This window comes from Pseudomonas arsenicoxydans (assembly GCF_006438915.1).
Taxonomy (GTDB): Bacteria; Pseudomonadota; Gammaproteobacteria; order Pseudomonadales; family Pseudomonadaceae; genus Aquipseudomonas; species Aquipseudomonas arsenicoxydans_A.
This window is the reverse complement of the sequence record NZ_RCZE01000006.1, coordinates 88,176-112,927: the sequence shown is the minus strand read 5'-3', so window position 1 is coordinate 112,927 and position 24,752 is coordinate 88,176. Positions and strand designations below refer to the sequence as shown.

Annotated in this window: 27 protein-coding genes; 11 read left to right on the top strand and 16 right to left on the bottom strand. The window is 56.9% G+C overall.

The window, feature by feature from the left end; all coding sequences use genetic code 11:
- Window positions 1–4: 4 nt before the first annotated feature.
- The 9 genes from EAH78_RS14080 (at window position 5) to EAH78_RS14045 (ending at window position 7,669) form a co-directional block, all read left to right on the top strand.
- Window positions 5–238: a hypothetical protein gene (locus EAH78_RS14080; protein WP_170219122.1), complete on the top strand. Its 234-nt coding sequence runs from the start codon at window positions 5–7 to the stop codon at window positions 236–238.
- 14 nt (window positions 239–252) lie between these two features.
- Window positions 253–3,045: a toprim domain-containing protein gene (locus EAH78_RS14075; protein ID WP_430539936.1), complete on the top strand. Its 2,793-nt coding sequence runs from the start codon at window positions 253–255 to the stop codon at window positions 3,043–3,045.
- Between the two features lie 40 nt (window positions 3,046–3,085).
- Window positions 3,086–3,382, top strand: coding sequence for a hypothetical protein (locus tag EAH78_RS14070; protein WP_140668068.1), 297 nt, complete (start codon window positions 3,086–3,088; stop codon window positions 3,380–3,382).
- Between the two features lie 38 nt (window positions 3,383–3,420).
- Entirely contained in the window at window positions 3,421–3,558 is a 138-nt protein-coding gene (locus EAH78_RS32155; protein ID WP_161599685.1) for a hypothetical protein, read from the top strand.
- A gap of 61 nt (window positions 3,559–3,619) precedes the next feature.
- Window positions 3,620–3,832 carry a hypothetical protein gene (locus tag EAH78_RS14065; RefSeq protein ID WP_140668067.1) on the top strand — a complete coding sequence of 71 codons (213 nt, stop codon included), beginning with the start codon at window positions 3,620–3,622 and terminating at the stop codon, window positions 3,830–3,832.
- Window positions 3,832–4,980: a site-specific integrase gene (locus EAH78_RS14060; RefSeq protein WP_140668066.1), complete on the top strand. Its 1,149-nt coding sequence runs from the start codon at window positions 3,832–3,834 to the stop codon at window positions 4,978–4,980. Before EAH78_RS14065 ends, EAH78_RS14060 begins: the two co-directional genes overlap by 1 nt.
- A gap of 32 nt (window positions 4,981–5,012) precedes the next feature.
- Entirely contained in the window at window positions 5,013–5,810 is a 798-nt protein-coding gene (locus EAH78_RS14055) for a hypothetical protein (RefSeq protein WP_140668065.1), read from the top strand.
- A 380-nt stretch (window positions 5,811–6,190) separates the two neighbouring features.
- Complete coding sequence (locus tag EAH78_RS14050) at window positions 6,191–6,403, top strand: hypothetical protein (protein ID WP_059181808.1); 213 nt, start codon at window positions 6,191–6,193, stop codon at window positions 6,401–6,403.
- Between the two features lie 276 nt (window positions 6,404–6,679).
- On the top strand, window positions 6,680–7,669 hold the full coding sequence (locus EAH78_RS14045; RefSeq protein WP_140668064.1) for an Abi family protein: 990 nt from the start codon (window positions 6,680–6,682) through the stop codon (window positions 7,667–7,669).
- Between the two features lie 73 nt (window positions 7,670–7,742).
- On the opposite strand, the gene EAH78_RS14040 is transcribed toward EAH78_RS14045, so the two are convergent.
- The 5 genes from EAH78_RS14040 to EAH78_RS14020 form a co-directional block, all read right to left on the bottom strand.
- On the bottom strand, window positions 7,743–8,453 hold the full coding sequence (locus EAH78_RS14040; RefSeq protein ID WP_140668063.1) for an SDR family NAD(P)-dependent oxidoreductase: 711 nt from the start codon (window positions 8,451–8,453) through the stop codon (window positions 7,743–7,745).
- Window positions 8,454–8,496: 43 nt separating this feature from the next.
- A complete protein-coding gene (locus tag EAH78_RS14035; RefSeq protein ID WP_140668062.1) occupies window positions 8,497–9,153 on the bottom strand; it encodes a DsbA family oxidoreductase in 657 nt (218 codons plus the stop codon).
- Complete coding sequence (locus tag EAH78_RS14030; protein WP_046031263.1) at window positions 9,150–9,371, bottom strand: tautomerase family protein; 222 nt, start codon at window positions 9,369–9,371, stop codon at window positions 9,150–9,152. The genes EAH78_RS14035 and EAH78_RS14030 overlap by 4 nt, the downstream gene beginning before the upstream one ends.
- Window positions 9,372–9,685: 314 nt before the next feature.
- Window positions 9,686–9,970, bottom strand: coding sequence for a helix-turn-helix domain-containing protein (locus EAH78_RS14025; RefSeq protein ID WP_170219121.1), 285 nt, complete (start codon window positions 9,968–9,970; stop codon window positions 9,686–9,688).
- A complete protein-coding gene (locus EAH78_RS14020) occupies window positions 9,960–10,277 on the bottom strand; it encodes a transcriptional regulator (protein WP_140668061.1) in 318 nt (105 codons plus the stop codon). The genes EAH78_RS14025 and EAH78_RS14020 overlap by 11 nt, the downstream gene beginning before the upstream one ends.
- A 577-nt stretch (window positions 10,278–10,854) precedes the next feature.
- Between EAH78_RS14020 and EAH78_RS14015 the strand changes: the two genes are divergently transcribed.
- On the top strand, window positions 10,855–11,148 hold the full coding sequence (locus EAH78_RS14015) for a DUF3077 domain-containing protein (RefSeq protein WP_140668060.1): 294 nt from the start codon (window positions 10,855–10,857) through the stop codon (window positions 11,146–11,148).
- A 55-nt stretch (window positions 11,149–11,203) separates the two neighbouring features.
- Here the strand turns inward: EAH78_RS14015 and EAH78_RS14010 are convergent, their stop codons facing one another.
- Complete coding sequence (locus EAH78_RS14010; RefSeq protein WP_140668059.1) at window positions 11,204–12,817, bottom strand: Fic family protein; 1,614 nt, start codon at window positions 12,815–12,817, stop codon at window positions 11,204–11,206.
- Window positions 12,818–13,333: 516 nt separating this feature from the next.
- Between EAH78_RS14010 and EAH78_RS14005 the strand changes: the two genes are divergently transcribed.
- On the top strand, window positions 13,334–14,260 hold the full coding sequence (locus tag EAH78_RS14005) for a LysR family transcriptional regulator (protein ID WP_140668058.1): 927 nt from the start codon (window positions 13,334–13,336) through the stop codon (window positions 14,258–14,260).
- Here EAH78_RS14005 and EAH78_RS14000 read toward each other — a convergent pair.
- From EAH78_RS14000 to EAH78_RS13955, 10 genes are all read right to left on the bottom strand, one after another.
- Window positions 14,177–14,494 carry an AzlD domain-containing protein gene (locus tag EAH78_RS14000; protein WP_010464672.1) on the bottom strand — a complete coding sequence of 106 codons (318 nt, stop codon included), beginning with the start codon at window positions 14,492–14,494 and terminating at the stop codon, window positions 14,177–14,179. The genes EAH78_RS14005 and EAH78_RS14000 overlap by 84 nt on opposite strands.
- On the bottom strand, window positions 14,473–15,192 hold the full coding sequence (locus EAH78_RS13995) for an AzlC family ABC transporter permease (RefSeq protein WP_140668057.1): 720 nt from the start codon (window positions 15,190–15,192) through the stop codon (window positions 14,473–14,475). The genes EAH78_RS14000 and EAH78_RS13995 overlap by 22 nt, the downstream gene beginning before the upstream one ends.
- Window positions 15,189–15,602, bottom strand: coding sequence for a GNAT family N-acetyltransferase (locus EAH78_RS13990; protein ID WP_172825958.1), 414 nt, complete (start codon window positions 15,600–15,602; stop codon window positions 15,189–15,191). Before EAH78_RS13990 ends, EAH78_RS13995 begins: the two co-directional genes overlap by 4 nt.
- 46 nt (window positions 15,603–15,648) lie before the next feature.
- Window positions 15,649–16,398, bottom strand: a complete 750-nt coding sequence (locus tag EAH78_RS13985; protein WP_123435409.1) for a 2OG-Fe dioxygenase family protein — start codon at window positions 16,396–16,398, stop codon at window positions 15,649–15,651.
- Between the two features lie 231 nt (window positions 16,399–16,629).
- Entirely contained in the window at window positions 16,630–17,916 is a 1,287-nt protein-coding gene (locus tag EAH78_RS13980; RefSeq protein ID WP_140668056.1) for an OprD family porin, read from the bottom strand.
- Between the two features lie 229 nt (window positions 17,917–18,145).
- Complete coding sequence (locus EAH78_RS13975) at window positions 18,146–18,760, bottom strand: DsbA family protein (protein WP_140668055.1); 615 nt, start codon at window positions 18,758–18,760, stop codon at window positions 18,146–18,148.
- Window positions 18,761–18,978: 218 nt separating this feature from the next.
- Window positions 18,979–19,191, bottom strand: coding sequence for a hypothetical protein (locus tag EAH78_RS13970; RefSeq protein WP_123435406.1), 213 nt, complete (start codon window positions 19,189–19,191; stop codon window positions 18,979–18,981).
- A 245-nt stretch (window positions 19,192–19,436) separates the two neighbouring features.
- Window positions 19,437–20,543, bottom strand: a complete 1,107-nt coding sequence (aguA, locus tag EAH78_RS13965) for an agmatine deiminase (protein WP_140668054.1) — start codon at window positions 20,541–20,543, stop codon at window positions 19,437–19,439.
- A 5-nt stretch (window positions 20,544–20,548) separates the two neighbouring features.
- The gene (aguB, locus tag EAH78_RS13960) at window positions 20,549–21,427 is read right to left on the bottom strand and encodes an N-carbamoylputrescine amidase (RefSeq protein WP_123435404.1); all 879 of its coding nucleotides are present in this window, start codon (window positions 21,425–21,427) and stop codon (window positions 20,549–20,551) included.
- Window positions 21,428–21,747: 320 nt separating this feature from the next.
- On the bottom strand, window positions 21,748–24,660 hold the full coding sequence (locus EAH78_RS13955; protein WP_140668053.1) for an aminotransferase: 2,913 nt from the start codon (window positions 24,658–24,660) through the stop codon (window positions 21,748–21,750).
- Between the last annotated feature and the right edge of the window lie 92 nt (window positions 24,661–24,752).

Below are 24,752 nucleotides of genomic sequence, written 5' to 3'. Positions count from 1 at the left end.
AGCCATGAATACAGCACTTTCCATCCGGATGGACCTTAGTAAAAACCTCGCTGAAGCCCTGCACCAGGAGCTGCGTGAGCGCCTTCGGATGGGCATTCAGGAGCATTGGTACTCAGATGAGTTTCGGCGCATCCCTGATGGCTTCCGGACCGGCGCAATTCTCTCTGCCTACCCCGCCTTGGCGGCTCAAAAAACAACTCTCGGCGCCCTTCAGGTCGCCATCAGAAAGCAGGCGTGACGATGGAACATCAAATGCGGGGCGACGTACTGACCCGACTCGAAAACGACTATGGCCTGCGGCATCGCACAGGCACCGACTTCATGCGCGGCGGCACCTGCCCTGCCTGCTCAAAGAAGGAACTGTATTCGAGCTTCGAAAACCCGTGGTTCATCAAATGCGGTCGTGAGAGCAAATGCGGTCAGCAGTGGCATGTCAAAGAGCTGTACGCGGATCTGTTCGACGACTGGAGCAAACGTGCACCGGCCACAGACGATCAACCGACAGCAAGCGCCCGCGCTTACATGGAGTTCGCTCGGGGCTTCAAGATCGAGTTGGTCGCCGGACTATTCACCCAGGAAAACTATTTTGATCGCGTCCTGAATATCGGGTCGGCAACGGTCCGTTTTCCCTTGGAGCGCGGCGGTTACTGGGAGCGCCTGATTGACCAGCCTCAGCGCTTCGGAAAGAAGAAGGCGCGATTCAAACCCGGGGAGTCGTACAAGGGCTACTGGTGGTGCTCGCCGAATATCGACCTGTCACAGACCGAGGAGCTGTGGATTGTCGAAGGCATTTTTGATGCGATAGCCCTTGAGCACAACGCGATCGATGCGGTCGCGGCAATGTCGTCGAATGCTTTTCCCGAGGTCTCGCTGAAAGCACTGGCCGTCGATCGAGCAGGCAATCTACCAAGATTGGTATGGGCACTGGACAACGAGCCTGGCGCGCACCGTTACACGCGCAAATGGGTCGCAATGGCTCGGGCTTTGGGCTTTGAATGCACTGCGGCTCAAATTCCGCAACGCGATGCGCGGAAGGTGGACTGGAACGACTTGCATCAGCGCTGGGCGTTCGTCAGTGATGAAGCCGATCGCCGGCGGCGGACCGAAGCGGATCTCAACGAGGCCCGCCACCACGGAGCCATGTTGATCGCCGAAAGTGCATCAGAAAAAGCCCTGCTGATTTACGACTGGCGCGAACGCGAGGAATTCCACTTCGGGTTTGAGTCCCGGCTGTATTGGTGGAAGCTGGATATCAGCAAATTCAACAGCGCCATGCAGGCGCTGGAAACGAGCGAAAACCACGAAGAGCAGCAGCTGAACAACAAAGCGATGCGTGAGAAAGCGCTGCGCATGTCGGGCTGTGTGGTCGAGATCGCCAACTGCTATCCCCAGGCGCTGTACTTCCAGCGCAACGAAATCACGGACGAATCCTGGTACTTCTTCCGGGTCGACTTTCCGCACGACGGCGGTTCGGTCAAAAACACCTTCACCGGTGGCCAGGTCGCAGCTGCGAGCGAATTCAAGAAACGTCTACTCGGCATGGCCGCCGGTGCGGTGTTCACCGGCAGCGGTCAGCAGCTCGACAAGATCATGAAGGACCAGCTGTTCGCGATCAAAACCGTTCAGACGATCGACTTCGTCGGGTACAGCAAGGAATACGGCTGCTACGTGTATGGCGACGTGGCGATCAAAGATGGCCAAGTGGTCGACGTTAATGACGAGGAATTCTTCGAGTTCGGGAAGCTGCGCCTGAAAACCCTGCAGCGCGCGGTACCGGTGCGAATTCAGCGCGACCCGAAGGAATACAGCGACGAATGGGCCAAATTGTTGTGGACATGCTTCGGCGCTCAGGGCGTTGTCGCGCTGACCTTCTGGTTCGGATCACTGTTCGCCGAGCAGATCCGCTCTAGATATGAGTCGTTCCCCTTCCTCGAAGCCACTGGTGAGGCCGGTGCCGGTAAAACCACCCTGCTCAAACTGCTGTGGAAACTGCTCGGCCGCGCAAGCTACGAGGGATTTGACCCATCGAAATCCACCAAGGCCGGGCGTAGCCGGCTTATGGGGCAAGTGTCCGGCATGCCAGTAGTGCTGCTGGAGTCCGATCGGAGCGGCGACGACAAGTCCCACGCAAAAAACTTCGAATGGGACGAGCTAAAGGATTACTTCGGTGGCGGTACCTTGGCGACAAAGGGCGTTAAAACCGCCGGCAACGAAACGTACGAGCCGCCCTTCCGAGGCACGATCGCGATCAGCCAAAACGCGCCTGTCATTGCTTCCGAAGCCATCATGACGCGGATTGTGAAGCTGCACTTCGTGCGGCCAAACGTAACGCCTGAAAGCCGAGCCGCAGCTGACCGGCTGACTGCCCTGGACGGCAACCAGCTCAGCCACTTCCTGCTGCAGGCGGTGAAACGCGAAACCGATGTTATGTCCACGCTTGCCGACAAAATTCCCTCACACGAGGCCCGTTTGCGCCGGCTGCACACCCATTGCATCAGTTGCGACACCGAGTACCCAGTCAACAACGAAAAGGCCGCATGCCAAAAATGCGGCAATCAGTTGCGAGGCTATATCCGCGTCGAACGGATCGTTAAAAACCATGCCCAGTTGCTCGGTCTGTTGGACTGCATCCGCTCGTTCGTACCCCTGAGCGATACCCAGATCAGCACCACCCAACGTTGCATCATCGCAATGGCGATCGAGCGCCAAAGCTCGATCAGTGCAGACCACCCTGTCGTCGCGGAATTCTGGGAAGTCTACGACTACCTCCAAGGCCTCGACGCCGATGGCCCGGTGGTCAACCACAGCAAAAAAGACAACGTCATCGCGATCAACCTCAACGAGTTCGTCGAACGAGCCGCAGAACACCGGCAGAAGCTCGCCGACGTCAGCGAGCTGCGCGATCGCCTGAAGGAATCCCGCTGCCGCAAATTCCTGGAGTCGAATAAGGCCGTCGACAGCGCGGTGCGCGCTTATCAAGCCACGCGGAATAACAACACGATCACCAAGTCACCCACCGTCAAGTGCTGGATGTTCCAGGCGTAGAGCTGCAACCCACGTCGAACAGCCCTGAAAGGAGAGAACCATGCAGATTCAAGTCGTTGCCGGCACTGCGAAAAGCCTGCAGGACCGCACCTCCCAGCTGCTCAACGAACTCGGAAACGATCATCGCAAAACGGTGCAGGCCGAAGCCTACGGCGCCAACGGCCTGGTCGACATCTTGGAAGTACGGGCCACCGACGGTCAGCGCGAGATCCTGGTGCTGAATTGTTCAAGGCTACAGATCCAGGCGGTTTTGGAATGGAGGTCATGCACCGAAGACACGAACGAATTTGAAGACCTGGTGCTGCACCTGCTGCGACTACCAGACAACAACCTGTAACGCCGGCTGCAACCGGCAACCAATGAAAGGAGAGAACTATGCCGCGTACCAACGAAACAGCCCAACAGGCTGGCAAGGAAATGTTCAGCAACCTGCTCAGCATCATTGCAACCGTCGTACTGATCACTATCACGGCCATGCAGGTGCCTGACGTACTGATATGGCTCGCCAAGTAAAAAACGAAATGGCGACGAGGGGCTGCAACCCCTCGGCGCCTCATACGAAAGAGGTCAAACAATGAACTCCCGATCTGACAATGTCCTGGTCTTCGCAGACCTTCAGCGCATTACCGGCTACCAACGTCGCTCCGATGTAGAAAGGTCACTTATCGAACAGGGCATCCGCATGTTTCGCGGGCGTACCGGTCCATGGACTACCACGGATCTGGTCAATCAGGCCGGTGGCTATACTGCAACGTCTCAGGACAGCTATAGCCCGGAAATTATCTGATGAGACGCGGTAGAAAGCGCAAGCACAATCCGAACATTCCGGCGCACATCGATCAGTCTGCCTTACCGATGTCTGTTTACTTCGACCAGCGCGGAGCCGGTGTCTGGTACACGTTGTTTTTCGACGAGGGGGGCAACCAACGACGGACGAATCTGGCCGGGCCGACCACGACCCTTTCCGAGCTCCATCGCCTGATGGAAGAACGTTCCGGGGTTGACCGCGACTGCCTGCGTTACCTGTGCGAGCAGTTTCACAAAAGCGATCGATTCAATAGCCTGAAACCCAAGACCCAGGCTGACTACGAATACTCCCGCGACGTCCTGCTGACCTTTCCAACCAAGCTAAAAAAACCGCTGGGTGAACTGGCCGTTCGCAAGTTCAATGCGCCACTGGTACAGCGCGTGATCGACCGGATCGCCGAAGCGGGAACGCCGTCAAAGGCTGCGCACGCACTTCGCTACCTGCGCAGGACGATGCAATGGGGTAAAAACCGTGGCTTCGTCGAGACAAACCCTGCTCAGGGCATTGAGGCACCGAAGGAACGTAAGCAACGGCGTCTGCCAGAGCCCGCAGCCATGAAGGCGCTTGTGAAATACGCCCAACAGCAGGGCCAGCTCACACGCGGCCAGCTTGGCGCGTGTGCGCCGTACCTGTGGTACGTGATGGAGATCAGCTACCTCTGTCGTTTGCGCGGCATCGAGACGGTGACACTCACTGACGCAAACGAAACCCCTGAGGGCGTGTTGACCAACCGGCGCAAAGGCAGCCGTGACAACATCGTGCGCTGGACACCACGTCTTCGTGCCGCTTGGGAAAGTGCTAAGAAAGTGCGCTCCGACATATGGAGCAAAAAGCGGGTGCCGGTGCCGATCGCTGCGGAGCAACGGCCGATCATCACAGCCGCTCACGGCGGAGCGTTGCAAAAGTCCAGCCTCGACACTGCTTGGCAACGGTTCATCACCCAGGCCATCAAAGCCGAGATCATCACCGCCGAGCAACGCTTCGGGATGCACGACTTCAAGCGCCGAGGAATCACCGATACAGTGGGCAACAGAGCCGACAAACAGGAGGCATCCGGTCACCGTGACGAGTCGATGATGGATATCTATGACCTCAGCGTTCCTCTCGTGAATCCCTCTGCGGACTAAAATTTAGCGACTTTTTAAACATGGAGATACCTATGAAGGAATCAAACCCGACCGACTTTAGAGCTCCAGCAGGCTGGGGCCAGGATCACTTAACCCATTTTCAGTCAGTCGCTATCCAAAACGAATTTGCAACGTTTGTTCACGATCCGTTATGGCAAAAACTACTGAGCAATATTTCCGCAGACCTTTCGAAGTGCTGTGATTACGCGAGCGCGAACATCGCCAAATCTTTAGACCCGTCAGCCTTACTGCTATTCATGACAGCTAATAGCCACTTTTTGGCTTCAACGCGCCTTGTAGCATCAGGGCTGTGCTTATCGTCACATGCAACTATACGGGCGGCAGTGGAGTCAGCATTGTACGGGTGGTATCTGGCGGTAACCCCAGGCGCCGCTCAGCGGTGGTATAACAAGCCAACTGAGCGAAGGGAGCTAAGAAAGTGGGGGAATGAGTTTAAATTTGGAGCACTTAACTCCGTGCTTTCGGAAACATTCGAGGGCGCCGCTGCATGGGCGAAACACCTTCATCAAGCAACAATTGATTTTGGCGCGCATCCAAATCGAGACGCTCTCTACTCCAATTTAACTGAGATAGATCGTGCTGATGGTAGTTCGGTCTTGCGGTTCACCCTCCTTCACCCATGCGGCACCTTTGCCATCATGACAACCAAGCTCTTGGTCGAAACAGGAATGCTGGCTCTCGGCCTTTTCGGGAGAGCGTTCCCTGATGCAGATCGAACACATGGGTTTGTAAACGCCACAGTCGGTTACGCACAGAATCTGCAGGCACTGGTGGCGGAAACCACCGTATTTGGCAAAAGCCCGAATTAAAAACCTACGTAAATCAACCGCATGGCCCCGCGCCGAACAAGGGTTGCAGCGGGCCGTCTGCGTAAAATTAAATGGCGCCACGCCTTGATCTGTAAGTAAAGTTTCCCTTACTTGTAATCAGTAGGTCCCGGGTTCGACTCCTGGTGCCGGCACCATACGCAATACCGAAAAAGGCTCACCGAAAGGTGGGCCTTTTTCGTTTATGGGTCTTACGCTCGCCCCTCTCGCTGAGGGATGGCGAAACGACGCATCCCATTCTGGTACCGCGCATCTAGATACCTTCCCCAAACGATGAGCGGTTACGGTCGAAAAGCTGTGAGACGGCATAATGACAGCAGTGCCTACGCACAACCCTCTCCGCCGTTGCGAGCCCCTTTGGAATGAACACCGAACGACGTTACTCGATCATCTTGGAGCACAGCGCCGAGGTGTTGCTTGAACATGCACCCATGGCGCAGATAGAGGCATTTTGGGACGCCAACGATACCCGCTACTTCGGGTTGCGCATGGAGGACGAACACAGCGCGCACGCACGAGTGATTGTTACGGATGAAGTCCCCGACGATGAAGATGTGGAGCTTTCCTGTCTGTAGCGAATGTTGCGGGCAACATAAAAAAGCCCTCGTAGAAATACGAGGGCTTTGTTGTTTCTGGGGTTTGGAGACAATCCCCGGGAAGCCAACAACTCCTTTTCTCCAGCGCCAGACCAAACATTGTCTGCGCACCTACCCGTTACAAATTCGCGTCAGTGCAACGTTGACGGGGTCTCACACCTACCTATAATGCACCCCAACACACCCGCCAAGCCTAGGTTGACCCAGTCAGCAAGCTCAAATCGTGCGGGTTTTTTTTGCCTGGAGAAAAGCTACATGAGGTCCTTCGACAAACCGGCCCTCAGCGTAGAACAGCAATTGGAACTGCTAAAGCAACGAGGCCTGCGAGTCGCAAACAATGACCGGGCCATGCGCTTTCTCGAAGTGGTCACGCTGTTTCGCCTGAGCCCCTATATGCGCCCCTTCCAAGAGCAAGGGCCAGAACATACCTTCAAACCCGGTAGCACTCTGAAAGCCGTAGTCGACATCTACCGATTCGATGGCTCGTTGCGACGCATAACCATGGACGCCATCGAGAGGGTCGAGGTCGCCATACGAGCAAGCATCAGCAGCCACATGTGCCCCAAGTATGGGTCTGACTGGATTGCCGATGCCTCGGTGTTCTCCTCGTCCTATTCGCACACCGAACTCTTACGCCCACTTCGGGACCAATTGAGCAAAGAGCGAAATAAATTCGAACGTGAAATGGACCGTATCAAGAAAGGGCGACAGGACGACGGCCTTCAGCAGCAGAGAATCGAAAATCGCATGCGTGATAACTATTTCCGCTACTACGGCGCGACCTATGTCTTTCCCGAACTGCCGCCCGCATGGGCGATTCTTGAAGAACTCAGCCTCGGTACGGTATCAACCCTATTCAATGCCATAGGCAGAAGTGTCGACAAGAAAGCTATTGCTGCCAGATTCGGTCTGCCGTTCGATGTTTTGGCTTCGTGGCTCCACACCTTGACCTTCATACGAAACTGTTGCGCCCACCACTCGCGGTTATGGAACAGAGAACTCTCGATTCGGCCTTCGCTACCCAAGGAGTGGAATATCCCAAACGCAGCTGCCAGCAGACCTCAGCCCAAACAGCGGCTTTATATTGTATTGACGATCCTCGCGTATCTAACCGATTTGATCAGTCCTGACAGCCGGTGGAAACCTCGTCTTGCCGAAATCATGGACCATCTGGAATCACCGAATTTAAGCCTGATGGGCTTTCCTGGCGATTGGAAACGTCAACCGCAATGGCTCCTGGAATAAAAAACCGGCGCGAAACAAAGCCCTCGTTGAGATACGAGGGCTTTGTTGTTTCTGGCCTTTGAAAAACCCGCTCTTAGTGACCAGCGCTCTGCCCACCATCCACGTGCAGAATCTCACCAGTAACAAAATTCGCGCTGTCCAGATAAACAACCGCCTGAGCAATGTCGCTGATCTCGCCCATATGCCCAACCGGGTGCAGATTTCCCAGCGCTTCATGCGTTTCTTCACCATGCATCGGCGTCTTGATGATGCCTGGGGAAACCGCATTCACCCGAATCCCACGTTTGGCGTACTCAATCGCCAGGGACTTGGTCGCCGCGTTCAAGCCACCTTTGGTCAGCGAAGCCAGAACCGATGGCACACCATCAACCGCATGGTCCGTCAGACTGGTGGTGATGTTGACGACGTGCCCTTTTCCTTGTTTTTCCATCTCATTGATCGCGAGTTGGGTGATGTAGAAGAAGCCGTTCAAGTTCACCGACAACACATTGGCGTAGTCTTCAGCGGTGTACGCGGTGAACGGCTTGGCGATGAAGATCCCGGCGTTGTTGACCAAGGTATCGATGCGGCCAAAACGGGCGATGGCGTCACGGATCACTTGCTGCGCAACAGCCGGGTCGCCGATGTCGCCCGCCACGGTGAGGATGTCCGGGTCGGTGGACGGTTTGATTGAACGCGAAGTGGCGACAACCTTGTAATCCAGATCACGGAACGCTTTGACCATGCCTGCGCCGAGGCCTTGGGACGCGCCGGTAATAACGATGACTTTTTTCGAATTGCTCATGATGAACCTCTACTAATTAAGAATGGTTTGAAAAAACAAGTAATCAGGCTTCGGCAGGGGCCTTGGCCATTTGTCTCAGCATTTGTTCGTAGTACTCGACCGACTGCGATCCGGACACCAGGTGACGACCGTTGAGGATCATGGCCGGGACCGAGTTGATGCCGTGCTGGCGGTAGAACGCCTCAAGCTCGCGCACTTCTTTCGCGAACGCTCCGGAGGCCAACACCTCTTGCGCAGCCGCCACATCCAGTCCTGCTTCCCCGGCCAGACGAGCCAGTGTTTCGCGGTTGCTCGGGTTCTGGCCATCGGTGAAGTAAGCGCGCAACAGGATCTTCTTCAGCTCGATCTGCCGCCCTTCCTGCAACGCCCACAACAGCAACCGGTGCGCATCAAACGTGTTGTAGAAGTGCGTGCGCTTCTCCAGATCGAACGTGAAACCAATGGCCTCGCCCCGAGTGATCTGCATCGCTTTGCCGGCGGCGACGTCTTCGGCCGTGCGTCCATACTTGCGCATCAAATGCTCGACAGCTTTTTCACCGACCGCCGGCATGTCCGGGTTCAACTCGAAGGGCTTGTAGGTCAGCGCCACCGACACTTCACCGGCCACGTTCTCGATCGCCTGCTCCAGCGCCGTCGCGCCCAACGCGCACCACGGGCACACCACGTCGGAGATGAAGTCGATGGCAACAGACACGGTCATGACTTGCCCTCCGCCTCTGCCAGTTTTTTGCGGTACTGGGTGGTGGTGATGCCGGCGTAACCCCAGTTATCGGTGTCGACTTCTTCGATCACGATGTGGGTCAGGTGCGGATCCTTTTTGAGGACGCGTTCCAGGGTTTCAGTGATTTCGGCGATCACCTGAGCTTTCTGCTCTGAGGTAACGCCATCGCGGGTAATGCGAACGCTGACAAAAGGCATGAGGGAATCTCCAAGTGACCTGCCCTTCGGAATGAATGGGTAGGCGTTGGAGCTCAATGTAGGGAGTTAGCTGGAGGGGATAAAGGTGGGGGCGGGAACATCATTAGTTACTTGGTGTAATGATTCAGCCAACAGGACGAAGGCTGCGAGGTCATTTATCGTATAACGATTCGCACCAAGACTGGAAAGGTGATTCGGCGAGCTAACGGCCCGCCGTTTCGGATTTTTATTCGTCGTAAACGCTAAAGGTAGGTAGCAAATTCTGGCACTCTCAGAGTGCCAGAACTCTCAATTCAGAAAATCATTATATTTTCTCAAGCTACATACAGATCACGTAACGCTTCAGGATGCTGGCTCGCAACACGCAACAATGTCTGAGCCGCTCCCGTCGGTTGCCGACGCCCCTGTTCCCAATCCTGCAACGTCCGCAAACTGACTCCAATCAGCTTGGCGAACGCGCTTTGAGAAACACCCACTTTGGCGCGCGCTTCGGCAGCCGCTGACAGAGGCACCTCTGTCACGCGAGCGGCTTTACCGGCTTTCATTTGACGCACAGAGTCCAGCAAGTCCTGCTGGAATTGCTCCAGTTCATTGACCATGGCTGATTTCCTCCTTCAATTGCTTAAGGAAGGCTGCGGGTAAATTGTCGAATTTCGCCTTGGTGTAGGCGATCAACAACCAGATAGAGCCTTCTGAAAGCGTGTTGTAGTAAATGACACGTGTACCACCTCGTTTGCCCATCCCGCTACGGGACCAACGAACCTTGCGTAGACCGCCGCTGCCAGGAACCACATCGCCGGCCAACGGGTTAGCCGCTAGCCAAGTGATGAATTCATGACGTTCGCCATCATCCCAGATGGATTCAGCATGACGCTTGAAAATTTCGGTTTCGATAATCGTGAACATGGGCGTGACTATACGGCTTTGCCGTATAGCTGAGCAATGCACGTTTGTCTGATCGGACCTGACGCTGGGTGCTATGCATTTCAACTCCATCATCGAACAAAATTCAATTTAGCTACAGCCCAAGTCTAGAGCCGTTGGAGTTGATTGCCGGAGTTATGAAAATCACCCAGCCATAAAAATCACGAAAACGTTCCCCCACGCCACCACCTGGCCACGATTGCGCATCCTTCCCTCTCAAGCTACCTTCAGGTCGTCGCTGCCAATTCAGCGACCGGGCCTGAGAACCCGAGTAAGATACAGGCGCACAAGCGCCCATAATCACGATTGTTGGCGTTTTTTTGTGCCTGCATTTCCGTGTAATGGCGGCTGTGCGTGGGAGACCTTCGGGTCTGCCGGGTTCCTGTATCTCCGGTTTCTCAGCCCGCGCATAGCTGCCACCCATTCGCCTGAGAACGAACGTGGTAGCTCTAACTTTGATTCAGGAGTTTTTGCTAATGCCCGCTACCGGTCCGTCCAAAATTTGCGCTACTGCTCCATCGGTCATCACCCACCACCGCCCAAACACCGGAGGTGCCCAATGACCAACCCTCAAGACCTGAAAACCATCGGCCTCACCCCTTTCTCCTACCACGACAACAATGCACTGTTCCGCATCAACGCCGGCGTCCCGGTGATCCAGGCCCTCTCCCACGCTTCCGATCTGCTGCACATCGCCAAGCTTCTCGCATCCGATGCCGCTATGGTTCGCGACACCGACCGGCATGCCTGGGCGTCTCATTATTTGCAGGATATGAGTAAGGCGATCATCGATGACGTAGTGAAGGTGCTAGCCGCGCCGTGTAACAACCGAGCCAGTAACGTCGCGCCATAAACAAATCGCACGCATGAAAAAGCCCCGAATCAATCGGGGCTTTTGCGAAAGTCGGTCATCTACCCACTGGCTGATTCGGGTGATATCGATCACTCACGCCACTGTCTACCGGCTCTTCCCCCCGCATCGACTGAGCCACCGCTTCGGTAATGGCGTCCCAAATGTCCGGCCTTGTCAGCACCGGCATTTCCTTTGCCAGTACGTTGCTTAGCTTCCCTTCGTTCTGCTCAATGGATCGCAAAAGCCGATCAGCCTGAGGATCCGGCATTTCAACGATTTCCTTGATCGCCTGTCTGGCCCTGATGTGGCTGCGTAAATGCCGCGACTCTTCACGCATCTGTTCGGTGATCGTGCGGCGGATGACGTTCGAGATGAACACGACGTGTGGCCCCAGGTTGGGATATCGCCACACCGGGCGGGCCTGATCCTGGCCGGTGAATTCGATGTTCGAGACCACGCCGTCAGGGTATTGCGTACGAGTACTGGCGAACGTTACCTGGTCTCGTATGCCTTGCATGAGCGGTTTTGAAACCTGATCCAGCACGCTGTCATATAGACGTCGCTCAGCTGAGTCGTCGGTGATAACCGCTGAAATCGGAAGGATCACCGGGTCTGGAACAGCCCCGTCACGACGCAAAATGTCGTTGATCAAGAAGCGATGGACCCGGCCATTGCCGTCAGCCAGCGGATGGATATAGACGAAAGCAAACGCGGCTACAGCGCTGCGCATGACCGGGGATTGCCCTTGGGTGCGATTCAGAAAAACGCGAATGCCTTCTAACATCCGCTCCAAATCACTCTCCGGTGGCGCGAGATAATGGACGATCTCCTGATAGCGAACCGTCTCGCCAACAAACACCGGAGATTGCCGAATCCCCAGGCGTGTCAGGGTGGTCACTGCGCCAAGGATTTCTTCCTGCATCTGCGCCAGTGCCGCATCGGTGAGCGGCAATTCGCCCTGACCGGTTCTTCGCGCCAACACATCTGCGAAACGCTGGATACGCGTAGAGCGATCCGCCTCCCCTTCAATCGCGAAGCTGGCTTTGCTTTCCCGCAGTGTCATCCATGCGGCGGCGCGCAGCAGAAGGGCTTCGCCAAATTCTGCGGTCAGTTGACCGAAGAGGTAAGGCACATCGAGGTCCGCTGCTGACTGGACTGCTGCTGTCTTGACGACAACTGGGCAGAAGTAGCGCGTGCCTGGCAGGTTGTCAGTCACTCGCCAACGCGGCACTTTCACCGCCTCTTCGGGTGACGCCGCCACCATCAGATCGGCGTTGATGGCGTCGACATACTTACCGCCTATGGGCTCGGGCGCTTGCAATTGCTCGCCGGTGAGCCACTCAAACAGGAACGCTGCCCGGCGTGCATATTGGCCAGTGGGCTCAACATTTAACCAGTCTTGCACCGGTGCCGGACCCACCTTGGTAAATAGCCGACTCAAGAATTCAAGGTTCGGGACTTCATGCCGCAGGTGAAATTGCAGATGGGATGAGAGGTCCGGATCGGGGCGCATATTCTCCGTATACGTCTCAAGACGAAACCCGTCTTCGACTTGAGTTAACCGCCGGCTACCCACCTGACTCAACACGGTTAGCCGTGCCATCGGCAGCACGCCGAATGTCGTCGCTAGCCAGGTAGCGCCGATGGGGTCTACGGGAAACTCGCTCACGGTCACACTCCTTTGAACAGATCAGCTGAAATCAAAAATGCCTACAAATGGAGAGTAACGATCAAAATCAGGTTTTGCTGCATAAAAACGATTATTTTTTGATGTATTTGCATAAAAACGAACATTTATGACGCGTCAGATTAAGCCGGCCTGACCCCAAACGCGTAAAAACGAGTTTCCATGCTCAAAAACGATCATAAATCAGGCTTTTTGCATAAAACCGTTTCGAGGTCGGCCCCTTACTCAGCCCCGGCGGGCGAAACCCGCACCGCCATCCCCATTTCCCACCCAAAAAAAATGCCCAAACCTCCCGGTCCAAGCATCTTTTGACCCCAATCACCCACCCTCCCCCAAAACCCGCGCCCTACGCAACCCTCCAACCATCGGACGCTCGCATCATTTCGCTACTAAACTCGGGACAAGCGGGTTCAGGTGCAGGATTATAGCCAGCACGTATCGCCCAACCGACGGCCAGGTACTCAACAATAGCCAGCCCACTTTAGAGGGCATTACCCAATGGATAGCAGAACCCTACGCAACCTGATGCGCATTGTGCAGACCGGCTCATTGTCGGCGGCGGCAGAGCATTCCTGTTTAACGGTGCAGGCATTGGCTGCGCAGTTGAACAAGGTCGAAGAGCAGTTTGGTTTTCGGTTGTTTCGTCGCTCCAACAAGGGGTTGACCCTGACCGCACAGGGCACGGAACTCACGCCTTTCATGGACAAGGTGTTAGTGGCCACGCGGCAACTCGAAGAAAAAGTCGCGGCGTTGAAAGTGCCGGGGCAACGCACGCTCAAGGTCGCACTGAACACAACGCTTTCGTCTGACTTCAATCGGCGAATGATCGGACGCCTGATTGAGGTGTTTCCCGACTATCAGCTGGAATTCAGCTACGCCGAGTCGATGGAAAACCTCAGCAAGCTGAAGAACGAAGACTTCGACCTGGCGGTGTTGATCGGCCCGCAGCAGCCGGGATTACCGAGCATTATCCTGCCCGAGGTTCAGGTGCAGGTGGTCGGCGCCCATTGCGGCCAGGAACATGATCCGTTGGTGATGCTTGGCAACAAGTTTCAGGTGCGTCCGGCTGACGATTGTCCGTATTCCCACAGCTTCCTGCGCTTTCTCGACGCCGGTCTTGGCAATTACGAGTCGAACAAGCGGATGGTTTATTCCTGCAGTGAAACGCTGACGCTGTCGCTGATCACGCAAATGGATGGCCTCGGCATGGTGTCTCGCGATGCGGCCCAACGTAACGGCTTGACCATTTTCCCCGGCTTCGAGGACGCCCTCGAAGTGCGGTTGGCGGTCAATAACCCTGAGTTGTCGGGCCAGGCGTTGCACGATGTGGTCGACCTGCCGCTACATGAACGAACCGAGCGCAATGTACGCAGCCGTTCCCACCGCAACGGAGAGAAAGAGGTTTTTGCTGAAGTACGCACATAACAACGTCGGAATCGCGGCATAAAATTCCGGGCGATCGAGCTGCACGTGCTGATCCTTGATCAACAACGGCGTGAGGCTGATGGCAGCGACGATCGCCACCGGCAAGTATTCCAGCGCACGGGCAACGAAGGGCGGCCAATGGTCGGTGTTCACTTGCAGCGGCAGCGCACGCGGTAGGAAGGTCACGGCCATCATCAGGACGACGACCAGAATCAGGAACGTTTGGTCAGGCATACACCCACCCCGCAGCCCACAAAGGTGGCGATGAATACGTTGAACGGCGAGCTGCCGACCAGGCTTAGCGCGCCCATGCAGGCGACCGCGGCCAGTGCGGCGATGAGTTTGTTACGCGTATTACACAGCGACACCAGCACGTAGAGCATCATCGCCGTCAGCGCGTAGTCGAGTTGGTACTTGATCAAGTGCGCCGCGTACTGCGCGCAAATAGCCCCGAGCAAACCGCCGAGCACCCACGAGGTGTGGCAATACAGATTGAAGCCGATCAGGTAGCGCACATTGACCGACGCGCCCTTGCCCAGTTTGACGCTGTGGAAAGCGAACGACTCATCGGTCAACCCACCCGCATAACACCAACGCTCAAGTCGACTGAGTCCCATCGCCTGCAACGCCTTGGCCATGTAGACGGACATCAGCATGTGCCGCGCGTTGATCAGAAATGTGGTGAGGACAATGGTGGTCAGCGACGCACCGCTGGTAATCAGCGCCAGCGCCGCGAACTGCGAAGCACCGGCGTAAACAAACAGACACATGGCAACGGGCAACCAAACTGGCATCCCGGCATTGACCGCCATCAGGCCAAACACGAATGACACCGTGAAATAGCCGGCCACGACCGGGCTGGCTTCCGCAAAGGTGCGCGAACGTTGTTGCGGCCCGACCATCAGCGGCCGGCTGCTGGACGTCTCATTCATAGATCCCTCTCAAATGTTCTTTCGCCACGCGGTTCGCAAAAACCCTGGGCACTCCAAAAGCGTTTGCCGGCGAGGTTGGCATCGTCGACAAACAGGAACATGCGCAGCACGCCCACGCGTTTCATGTCCGCCGAAGCCGCTTCAACCAGCCGTTGACCCACGCCCTGGCTGCGATACAACGGGCTCACCGCCAAATGGTTGATCGTGCCGCGACTGCCGAGCATGCCGCCGAGCACCGCGCCGACGATTTCGCCACGGGTGTCCAGCGCAATGAAGGCGGTGGTGGTCTTTTGCACCAATACACCGCGCAGGCATTTGGCGTCCTGCCATTCGCAGAACGACACCTCTTCGAATTGCCGAAAGAAGCGCTCCAGACGCTGGGCATCCTTGGCTGTCGTACGCCTCAACATCACCGGTGCAGGGCACTCGGCGAGGTTGGTCACGGCGTTGTACTGTTCAGCGAACAATGTCGAAAGCGGTCCCGGGCCGCGAGAAGGATATCGCCAGGATTTGCCGATAAGCCATGGCGTGGGAATGGGTGTTGCGCGCCGGCGTGACGTAATGGCGCATGTCCCGATCCAGGAAGTAAGTGGTATCGAGAATGTCCGTGTAAGTCGTCGACGCCAGATGCTCTTGTTCATGGGCGCTGTACAAGCGGCTTTCCGCCCCCTCCACATTATTGCGTCCCCAGAAATGCACGCCGCTGAACGGATAACCGTCGCAGTGAATGCCTTCCGGAGTGATCTCCAGTTGCTTGCCTGGCTTGATCTCGATCCGGATCTGGTGAATCTGGCATTGCCAGATTTCATCGTGCAGTTCCGGCGGCAGAACGTTTTTGTACACTTCGAAATCGGTGTCGATCAGGCTGCGCATCACCGGCGAATGAATGATTTCATCGGAGAAATCCTGGAAGTGCCGGACCATTCCGCCCACGTAGGCGTTGTTGGCCTTGGACTGGACGTAGGCGCGGTGCTCCAGCTGCGTCAGTTCACGCGTCACCGGGTTGTATTCGAAATCGCTGTAGCGTCGGTACCGATTGCCCGCCTCGGCCTGACCGTAATAACTGTCGGGCTCCATGTTTTCCCAACTTCTGGTCAATCTGACGAAGTCGGAGAAGTGACCGAACAAATTGAAGTCACTACTTTTGACGTTGACGTATTTGTCGCGCCGTAGCGATTCGCCCACTTCTTTGTTCAAAACGAGCATTTTCAAAATCTCCGTGCATTTAGCACCCTAATCTAGAGAGCACAGGATTTACGTCCATGAGAAAGAATTTCAGGCATATGAAGCGTTGCTTGAAACGGGGTTTTAAGTGGCTTCAATTTGACTTTTTGCGACTGAAAACAGCGGCTTTTAGCGCTTTTTCACTGTCCTGAGGCAAAAAAATCCCCCGAGCCAGTCGAGGGATTTTCGATTTTTTTAACGCTTAATCGATCATTAGAAGACGTTGATCGGGTAGTCCACGAACACACGCAGTTCGTTACCGCTGACGTTGTACTCGCTGGACTTCTGCGACACACGCAACACCGAGCTGCGCAGCTTCACGCTCAGGTCTTTGGCCGGGCCGCTTTGCACGACGTATTTGAACTGGTTGAAGATTTCGCGCTCGGTCCCGCCTTCACTGGTGGACGTGGTGATGTTGTCACCGCGCACATAAGCCACGTTGTACGTCAGCCCCGGAACGCCAAACGCACCGAAGTCCAAGCCGTAGCCCAACTGCCAGCTGCGTTCGTCTTCGGCGTTGAAGTCGGACCAGTAGGAGTTCGCCAGGTAAATAGTGTTACCGCCGTCGCCTATACGACCCTGATCTTTCTGATAGCCGCCGTAGGCGTAGCCCAGATTGCTGTCGCCCGTACTGCGCTGGTGCGCGAGGGTGAACGAGTGCGGGCCGGTGGCGAAGGTGGCGGCCAGGCTCCAGATCTTGTTGTCGTCGCCGGTGATGCCGTTTTCGCGGACGTAGGAATCGTCCAGCTTGGTACGGTAGCCGTTGAAGTCCAGGGTCAGGGACTGATCCTTGTCCATCGGGAAGATGTAGTTGGCGTTCACGTATTGCTTCTTCAGCACGTCTTCGACGTCGGAAGCGTACAGCGCGCCTTTGAATTGCTCGGTGAACTGGTAGCTACCGCCCAAGACGTTGATCGACTTCAAACCACCGCTGTCACGGCCTTCCGCACTTTTACGCGATTCGGCGGTGAAACGACCGGCGTCCAGTTGCAGGCCTTTGATCTCTTTGGAGGTGATCAAGGTGCCGGTGTAGCTTTCTGGCAGCAGCCGCGAGTTGTCGTAGCTCAACACCGGCAGGGCCGGCATCTGGTCGCCGTAGGTCAGCGTGGTGCTGGACAGGCGGAACTTGATCGCCGCGCCGCCCTTGGACAGGTCGTCAGCCGGCTTGCCGCTGTCGCCCTTTTTGAAAAAGTCGATGCCTTGCGCCCCGCTACGGTCTTCGCTGCGCTCCAGATTGAGGGCGTACAGACCGAAAGCGTCGACACCGACACCGACGGTGCCTTGGGTGAAACCGGACGAAAATGTACCGATGGCCGCTTGGCCCCACTCGGATTTATCCGGGTTGCCGTCTTTGTAGTCACGATTGATGTAGGCGTTGCGCAGCAGCACTTTGAGGCTGCTGTCTTCAACGAAACCATTGGATTCGGCCTGGTCGTTAGCCATGGCCTGTGGAGCACTCAACATCCCCAGAGCGATCAGGCTGATTCGCTTGTTCAACATTTTGTTTTCCTTATTTCGGATTGAAACGCGCTGTGTCGAACGGCTGAAACGGCGCTATCGCACTCTTTTTTCACCCCAAAACAAAAAGGCCCGCGCACGAGAAAATCGTGGCGGACCTTTTATTATTTTGTGAGTCGTGGCGGTTAGCCACAGGCGTTGGGCGCGATCCTAGTCGCGCCCACAATGCTGTGTCAATTTGATGAATTGACTATGGACAGACGAAAAACGTCTAAGCGAGCTGAGTCAGCCAAGTCGCAAACGCTTCGGGCTTGCCGAGCCAGGTGCTGACATCGACCAGCGTGAACTGGCCATTTCGCTCAAGCGCCAGTGTCGGGAAACCTTGTCCGCCGACCTTGGCCAACAGGGCGCGACTGTCTTTGATGTGTGGGTCGGTATTTGCGCTTTTCAATGCGGCTTCGAACGCCAGAGGTTCCAGGCCGATCTCTGTTGCCAACTCAATCAGCACCGATTCATCGGCAAGGCGCCGACCTTCAACGTAATGCGCAGTCTGCAAACGCCCCAACAACTCAATCCCGCGCCCGGCAATTTGCTCGGCTGCCAGCACCGCCGCAATGGGCGGAGCGGAATCGAACACCGCCGTTTCATCACGCAGCAGACCTTCAAAATACGCTTCGCCAAAAGGCTGACCGCTGTATTCGGCAATGCGCCGGTCATGAGGCATTACGTAATTGCGCAGTTGTGGTGAAACCGCTTTGCGGTTGGCGCCCGTCATCATGCCGCCACCGTGGGCGATCACGGGCAATACTCCTTGGGCAGCCTGCACCAACGGTTTGGCGCCGTAGCACCAGCCGCATAACGGGTCATAAATGTAATGAAGGATCATCGGAAGGCTCCGGCAATAAAGTAGGAAAATTCAATGCCGGCAGACTAATCCTCAGATGGTTGCGAAAAAACGCTGGAATGGCTTTCAGTCTGTTTCGTGGATCGGTCGAATAATGCCGGCCAACCTCTGAACCTGTGGGAGGTGTCGCTCAAAAACCATCGCCCATAAAAAAGCGCCGCCATCCCGGCAGCGCTTTATCAATCCTTTGTTTATTCTTCTTATCCTTCCATCACATCCCACAACGCTTCCAGCTCCGCTTCGCTGAATAAACCAGCGGGGTAGCGCTCGATCATCATCCGGCGCGGATCAGGTTCACTGATCTGACGCGTTCCATTGGACTTGAACCAGTGCGCAAGGACCTGGAGCGATTCGCTATTAATTGCCAGGGGATGCAACGCCCGCTCGCTCACTACGTTCACTTCGGCGTTCATTTCAGCGCTCTCTCCTGGTTCGTGAGCGGCTAACTTATCCAAGGTTTATGACAGAACATCGAAGTCCTCCCCCTCCCTGTTTCACGCGGGGACAGATACAAGAGCTGTGCCAATGTTTCCTGACTGTCGACAAGCGGATACAAAAAAGCCCGCAGTCCATAAGGGCTGCGGGCTTTTCAAGGTGCGGGGAGGGATCGCCTGAACCCGGTTTATTTTGCAATCGACTCAGGCTGTTACAACCCCACTCACTCCTTGTGCGGTGCGGGTTGCTGTTGGGTAAGGCAGTGAATGTTACCGCCTCCCAGTAACAGTTCCCGACCTGGCACCATGACCACTTCGTGTTGCGGGAACAGCGTCTGCAAAATTTCCTTTGCCGGCTCGTCCAGCGGGTCGTCGAAGCTTGGCGCGATAATGCCGCCGTTGACGATCAGGAAGTTCACGTAGGAACCCGCCAGTCGAACCGTCGGATTTCGTTCCTGAGTACCGTCCACCGGGTCGACACCCGCGCACTCTTCTTCGGTCGCATACAGCGGCCCCGGAATCGGCATTTTATGCACCGTGAAAGGGCGACCCTTGGCGTCAGTGCTGCTTTGCAGGACTTTCATGGCCGCCTGGCAGCGCGGGTAGTTTGGGTCTTGCGGGTCATCGGTCCAGGCCAGCAATACTTCACCCGGGCGCACGTAACAGCAGAAGTTATCCACATGGCCGTCGGTTTCATCGTTGAACAAACCGTCCGGCAGCCAGATGATTTTATCCACAGCCAGATTGGCGCTGAGCACCGCTTCGATTTCTGCACGATTAAGGTGCGGATTGCGATTGCGGTTGAGCAGGCATTCTTCGGTGGTGATCAGGGTGCCTTCGCCATCGACGTGAATCGAACCGCCTTCGAGCACGAAGCCCTCGGTGCGATAACGCTGGCTGCGCTCGATCTCGAGGATCTTGCCGCCGACCTGCGAGTCACGGTTCCAAGGCGAATACAGACCGCCGTCGAAACCACCCCACGAGTTGAAGTCCCAGTTCACGCCACGGACTTCACCACGGTTATTGATGACGAACGTCGGGCCGGTGTCGCGAACCCACGCGTCATCGCTGGACATTTCCACCACACGAATATTCGGCACGTCGAGGCGAGCACGAGCGTTTTCGTACTGGCCTGCGGAAACCGCAACGGTCACCGGCTCGAAACGCGCGATGGCTTTTGCCACCGCCACGTGTGCGGCTTGCGCCGGTTTGCCACCCAGGCGCCAGTTGTCCGGGCGCTCGGGCCAAATCATCCAGGTCTGGGTTTGTGGCGCCCATTCGGCCGGCATATGGAAGCCGTCGGCGCGAGGCGTGGTGTGCAAAGTGGTCATGAGAATCAGGACTCCAGGGAACCGTCGAGAGTTTTCAGTGCGCCGTACAGGTTCGGGCGACGATCACGGAACGAACCCCACGCGCTGCGAATGTGTTCCAGCTCGTCGAGGTCGAAAGTGTGCACAAGAATACCTTCTTCGGTTTTGTTGAGCTCCTGAACTTTTTCGCCGAACTGGTTGGCGATGAACGACGAGCCGTAGAAGGTAATGTCGTAGCCGTCTTGCTCTTCGTTGCCAATACGGTTGCTGGCAATCAGCGGCATCAGGTTGGCGCCGGCATGGCCCTGCTGCACACGCTGCCAGTGATCGCGCGATGAGATGGTCTTGTCGTGCGGTTCGCTGCCGATGGCGGTCGGGTAGAACAGGATTTCCGCGCCTTGCAACGCCATGCTGCGGGCGCACTCCGGGAACCACTGGTCCCAGCAGATGCCTACGCCGATTTTCGCGTAACGGGTGTTCCACACTTTGAAACCGGTATCGCCCGGGTTGAAGTAGTACTTCTCGTGGTAGCCCGGGCCGTCCGGGATATGGCTTTTACGATAAATTCCGAGGTTGGAACCGTCGGCATCGATGATCGCGATGCTGTTGAAGCGCGCGCGACCGGCCAGTTCGTAGAAGCTGATCGGCAGCACCACTTGCAGCTCTTTGGCGACTTTCTGGAAGTGCTTGATCGCGACATTGTCTTCAACGGTCGTGGCCAGTTGCAGGTAATCCGCGTTGGGCTTCTGGCAGAAGTACGGGGCTTCGAACAGTTCCTGGATCAGGATGATCTGCGCGCCTTTGGCTGCCGCCTCACGAACCAGCTTCTCAGCGGTTTCGATATTGGCTTCAAGGTCCCAGGAACAGGCCATCTGGGTAGCGGCGACGGTAACGATACGGCTCATGAATCGGCTCCTGAGCAAAGGCTTGGGGTCGAGTGTGGCATCGACCGTGACAGAAATGGGAAGCGCTGGGCGTGGCTCGTCCACACCGAGGCAGCGGTGACTTTATAGCCGATAAATATCGGCTTTAGAAGCCAACAACAAACCTTCTGTCATATTTTTTTGCTTAAAAGCCGATATCTATCGAATTAACGCACTTCTAATGTGGGAGCGGGCTTGCTCGCGAAGGCGGTGTTTCAGGCGACGGTGATGTCGACTGATATGCCGCCTTCGCGAGCAAGCCCGCTCCCACATTTGTTCTGCGTACAACAGGAAAAATGGGTTTACAACCCTTCCGCGAGCACCTTCGAGAGCATATCCACGAAGAAATCCACGCTCTGACGCGAGGTCACCATCGGCGGCTTGATCTTCAGAACGTTGAGGAAGTCGCCAGTCGGTTGCATGAAAATCCCCAGCTCGCGCAGGCGATCACACAGCGCCGTGGTTTCTTCGGTCGCCGGTTCCAGCGTGGCCCGATTGCGGATCAGCTCAACGCCCAGATAGAACCCGGAACCGTGCACCGCGCCGACCAGTGGATGAATATCGATCAGCGCTTCCAGACGCTCCTTGAAATAGCCGCCCACCACCTGTGCGTTTTCCCAGAGCTTTTCTTCTTCCATCACATCCAGCACCGCCATGCCGATCTGACAACTGACCGGACTGCCACCCGCCGACGAGAAGAAATAACCTTCGGCCTCCAGCGCTTCGGCAATTTCCCGGCGCGTGATCACCGCACCCAACGGCTGGCCGTTGCCCATGCCTTTGGCCATGGTGATGATGTCCGGGACCACGCCCTGCTCTTCAAAGCCCCAGAAGAAATGGCCCATGCGCCCGTAACCGACCTGCACTTCATCGGCGATGCACACACCGCCCTGCGCGCGGACCTTGGCGTAGACCTGTTGCAAATAGCCTGGTGGCAACGAGATTCCGCCGGCATTGCCGTACACCGGTTCGCAGATAAAACCCGCCAGCTTGCGTCCTTGTGCAGCGACTTTCGCCAGGTTGTGTTCGACGCTGCGCACGTAGTCCGGCGCGCTGTCCGGACCACGGAACTCTCCGCGATAGGTGTTCGGCGCGATGACCGGATGCACCCAGTCGGGACGGCTGCTCAAAGCCTTGGGGTTGTCGGCAATCGACGTCGAAACCGCGTCGGCGCCGACCGTCCAGCCGTGATAGGCCTCCAGTACGCTGAGCATGTCGCGCCCGCCGCTGTAGGCCCACGCCAGGCGAATCGCCAGGTCGTTGGCCTCGCTGCCGCTGTTGACCAGGAACACCCGGTCCATGGAATCCGGCGCCAACTTCAGCAAGCGTTCGGAAAACTCGGCGACCGCCGCATAGTTGAAACGCGAGTTGGTGTTGAGCAACGACCATTGACGAGCGGCGACCGCCGCCATGCGCGGATGACCATGGCCAAGGACCGCGACGTTGTTGAGCATGTCGAGGTAGGAGCGGCCCTGCATGTCGATCAGGTGGTTGCGCCAGCCGCGTTCAATGCGCGGCGGGTCGACGTAATAGTGCTTCTGGGTCCGGGCGAAACTGGCGCTGCGGCGCGCCAGCAATGTCTGCGAATCCAGTTCTTCTTCAGCGTCACAGGCCAGCCCCAGCAATGCCGCCGGCGATGGGCACAAGGCTTGCCAGGCCAAGGCACGCGAAGGTGTGCAAAACAGCGGAGCATTGAAAGCAGTGCCTCGGCACAACTGCACAATCAACGGCCCGCTGACCGAGCCCAGTACCTGACCTTTGACCAGCGCTGCGCCCGCGTGCAGCGACGGGGTCACGCCCCACAGTCGTACGCTCAGTTGCGGACCGTCGAGTTGCAGCACGCCCGCCGAGGGCTGATGAACAACGCCGGCAAACGGCGATTCGACTGCGGTGCCGTGTGGCACGCGCAACTCGACGTGCAACGGGCAGGTGTCCGGTTCCGCCGCTGTGTCTGGTCGCGTTTGCGACAAACGGTATTGCCCATAGCGACTGGCCGCCAGACCGTGGGTCGCGGCGGCTTCCGTCAACAGTCGCTGATCGATCCCTTCCTGCTCCCAATTGCCCGCCTCGAAATGCGGGCTGAGGACGCCCAAATCAATCAGTGCAAACTCGCGCCCCACCAGGCTTGGCAGCAGCGGCACAAACCCTTCGCTGCCAATGCCCGGCAGGCTCTGGCCGACGCACGCCAGGATCGCCGCTTCCATCAGTTCCAGCGGCACCGACGTGGCCACGCGGAAAATTTCCCACTCATGGGTCAGGTTTTCGCGGCTGTATTGGTTGCCCGGATCAATGCTGACCTGCTGCTCGCCACTGAGTACCAGCACCGCCGCACGCGCTACGATCAGCGGCCAGAGCGCCAGCAGCTCTTCACGCTGCAAGGGATTGACTGCGTGAAAGGCCTCAATCGCCGGCAAAATGTAGAACGGGTCACCGTTGGCGTGGTGCAGCAATGCCGCGCAGGTCACCGAAAGATCGGTGATGCGCCAGGTGCGGACCAGGTCGCCGAAATCGATTACGCCCTGCAATTGCCACTGACGTTGGGAATCGCGCTGCCAGACCACATTGTCATCAGTGATGTCCATGTGAATGGCCTGCACCGGCAACGTGTCCACCAGCGGTTGCAGATGACGTTCGGCACGCTCGGCGGCCTCGGCGATCAACCGGCGTTGCGCGTCATCCTTGATCACCGGCAGCAAATGGCCGATCAATGCGTTGGCGTGACGGGCGTCCCACTGCAATGTGCGCTCAAGGCCCGGATGGTCGAACGCGGCCAGCGCCAGGTCCATTTCCCCGCACAGCTGACCGAAACCCGCCACCACGGCACCCGGCAGGTGATCCAGATGCGTGAGCGACTGACCTTCGATGTAGTCGAGCAGGCGCACGTGCACCGATTGACCCGCGACGTCCAGCGTGAGCAGATCAGCCCCATTTTTGGCAGGGATCACTCGCGGCACCTTCACGCCAGACTGCTCCCGCAAATGCTTGAGCCCCGCGTGCTGGGCCTGCAGTTCCAGCGCCGAATAATCGCCACGGCAGATTTTCAGGACGAATCGCCCCTGGTCGCTGTCGACGCGAAAGTTGAGATCCTGCTGGCTGCCCAGGGCCTGCAACTTCCCGCTCAGCCCGTAATGCCCTTCCAGCAGCTCTAGCGCTTGCTGCGCAGACACTTGCGGGCTCGGCAAACTGGCGCGATGAATCAACGTGGCGAGCGGCATACAACGACCTCTGAAATTTTATTAGGCGCTTATATCGCCACTGCCAGAGGCGATACGCAACCCCCTTTCGATTGCCTGACCTGCCTTGGCAC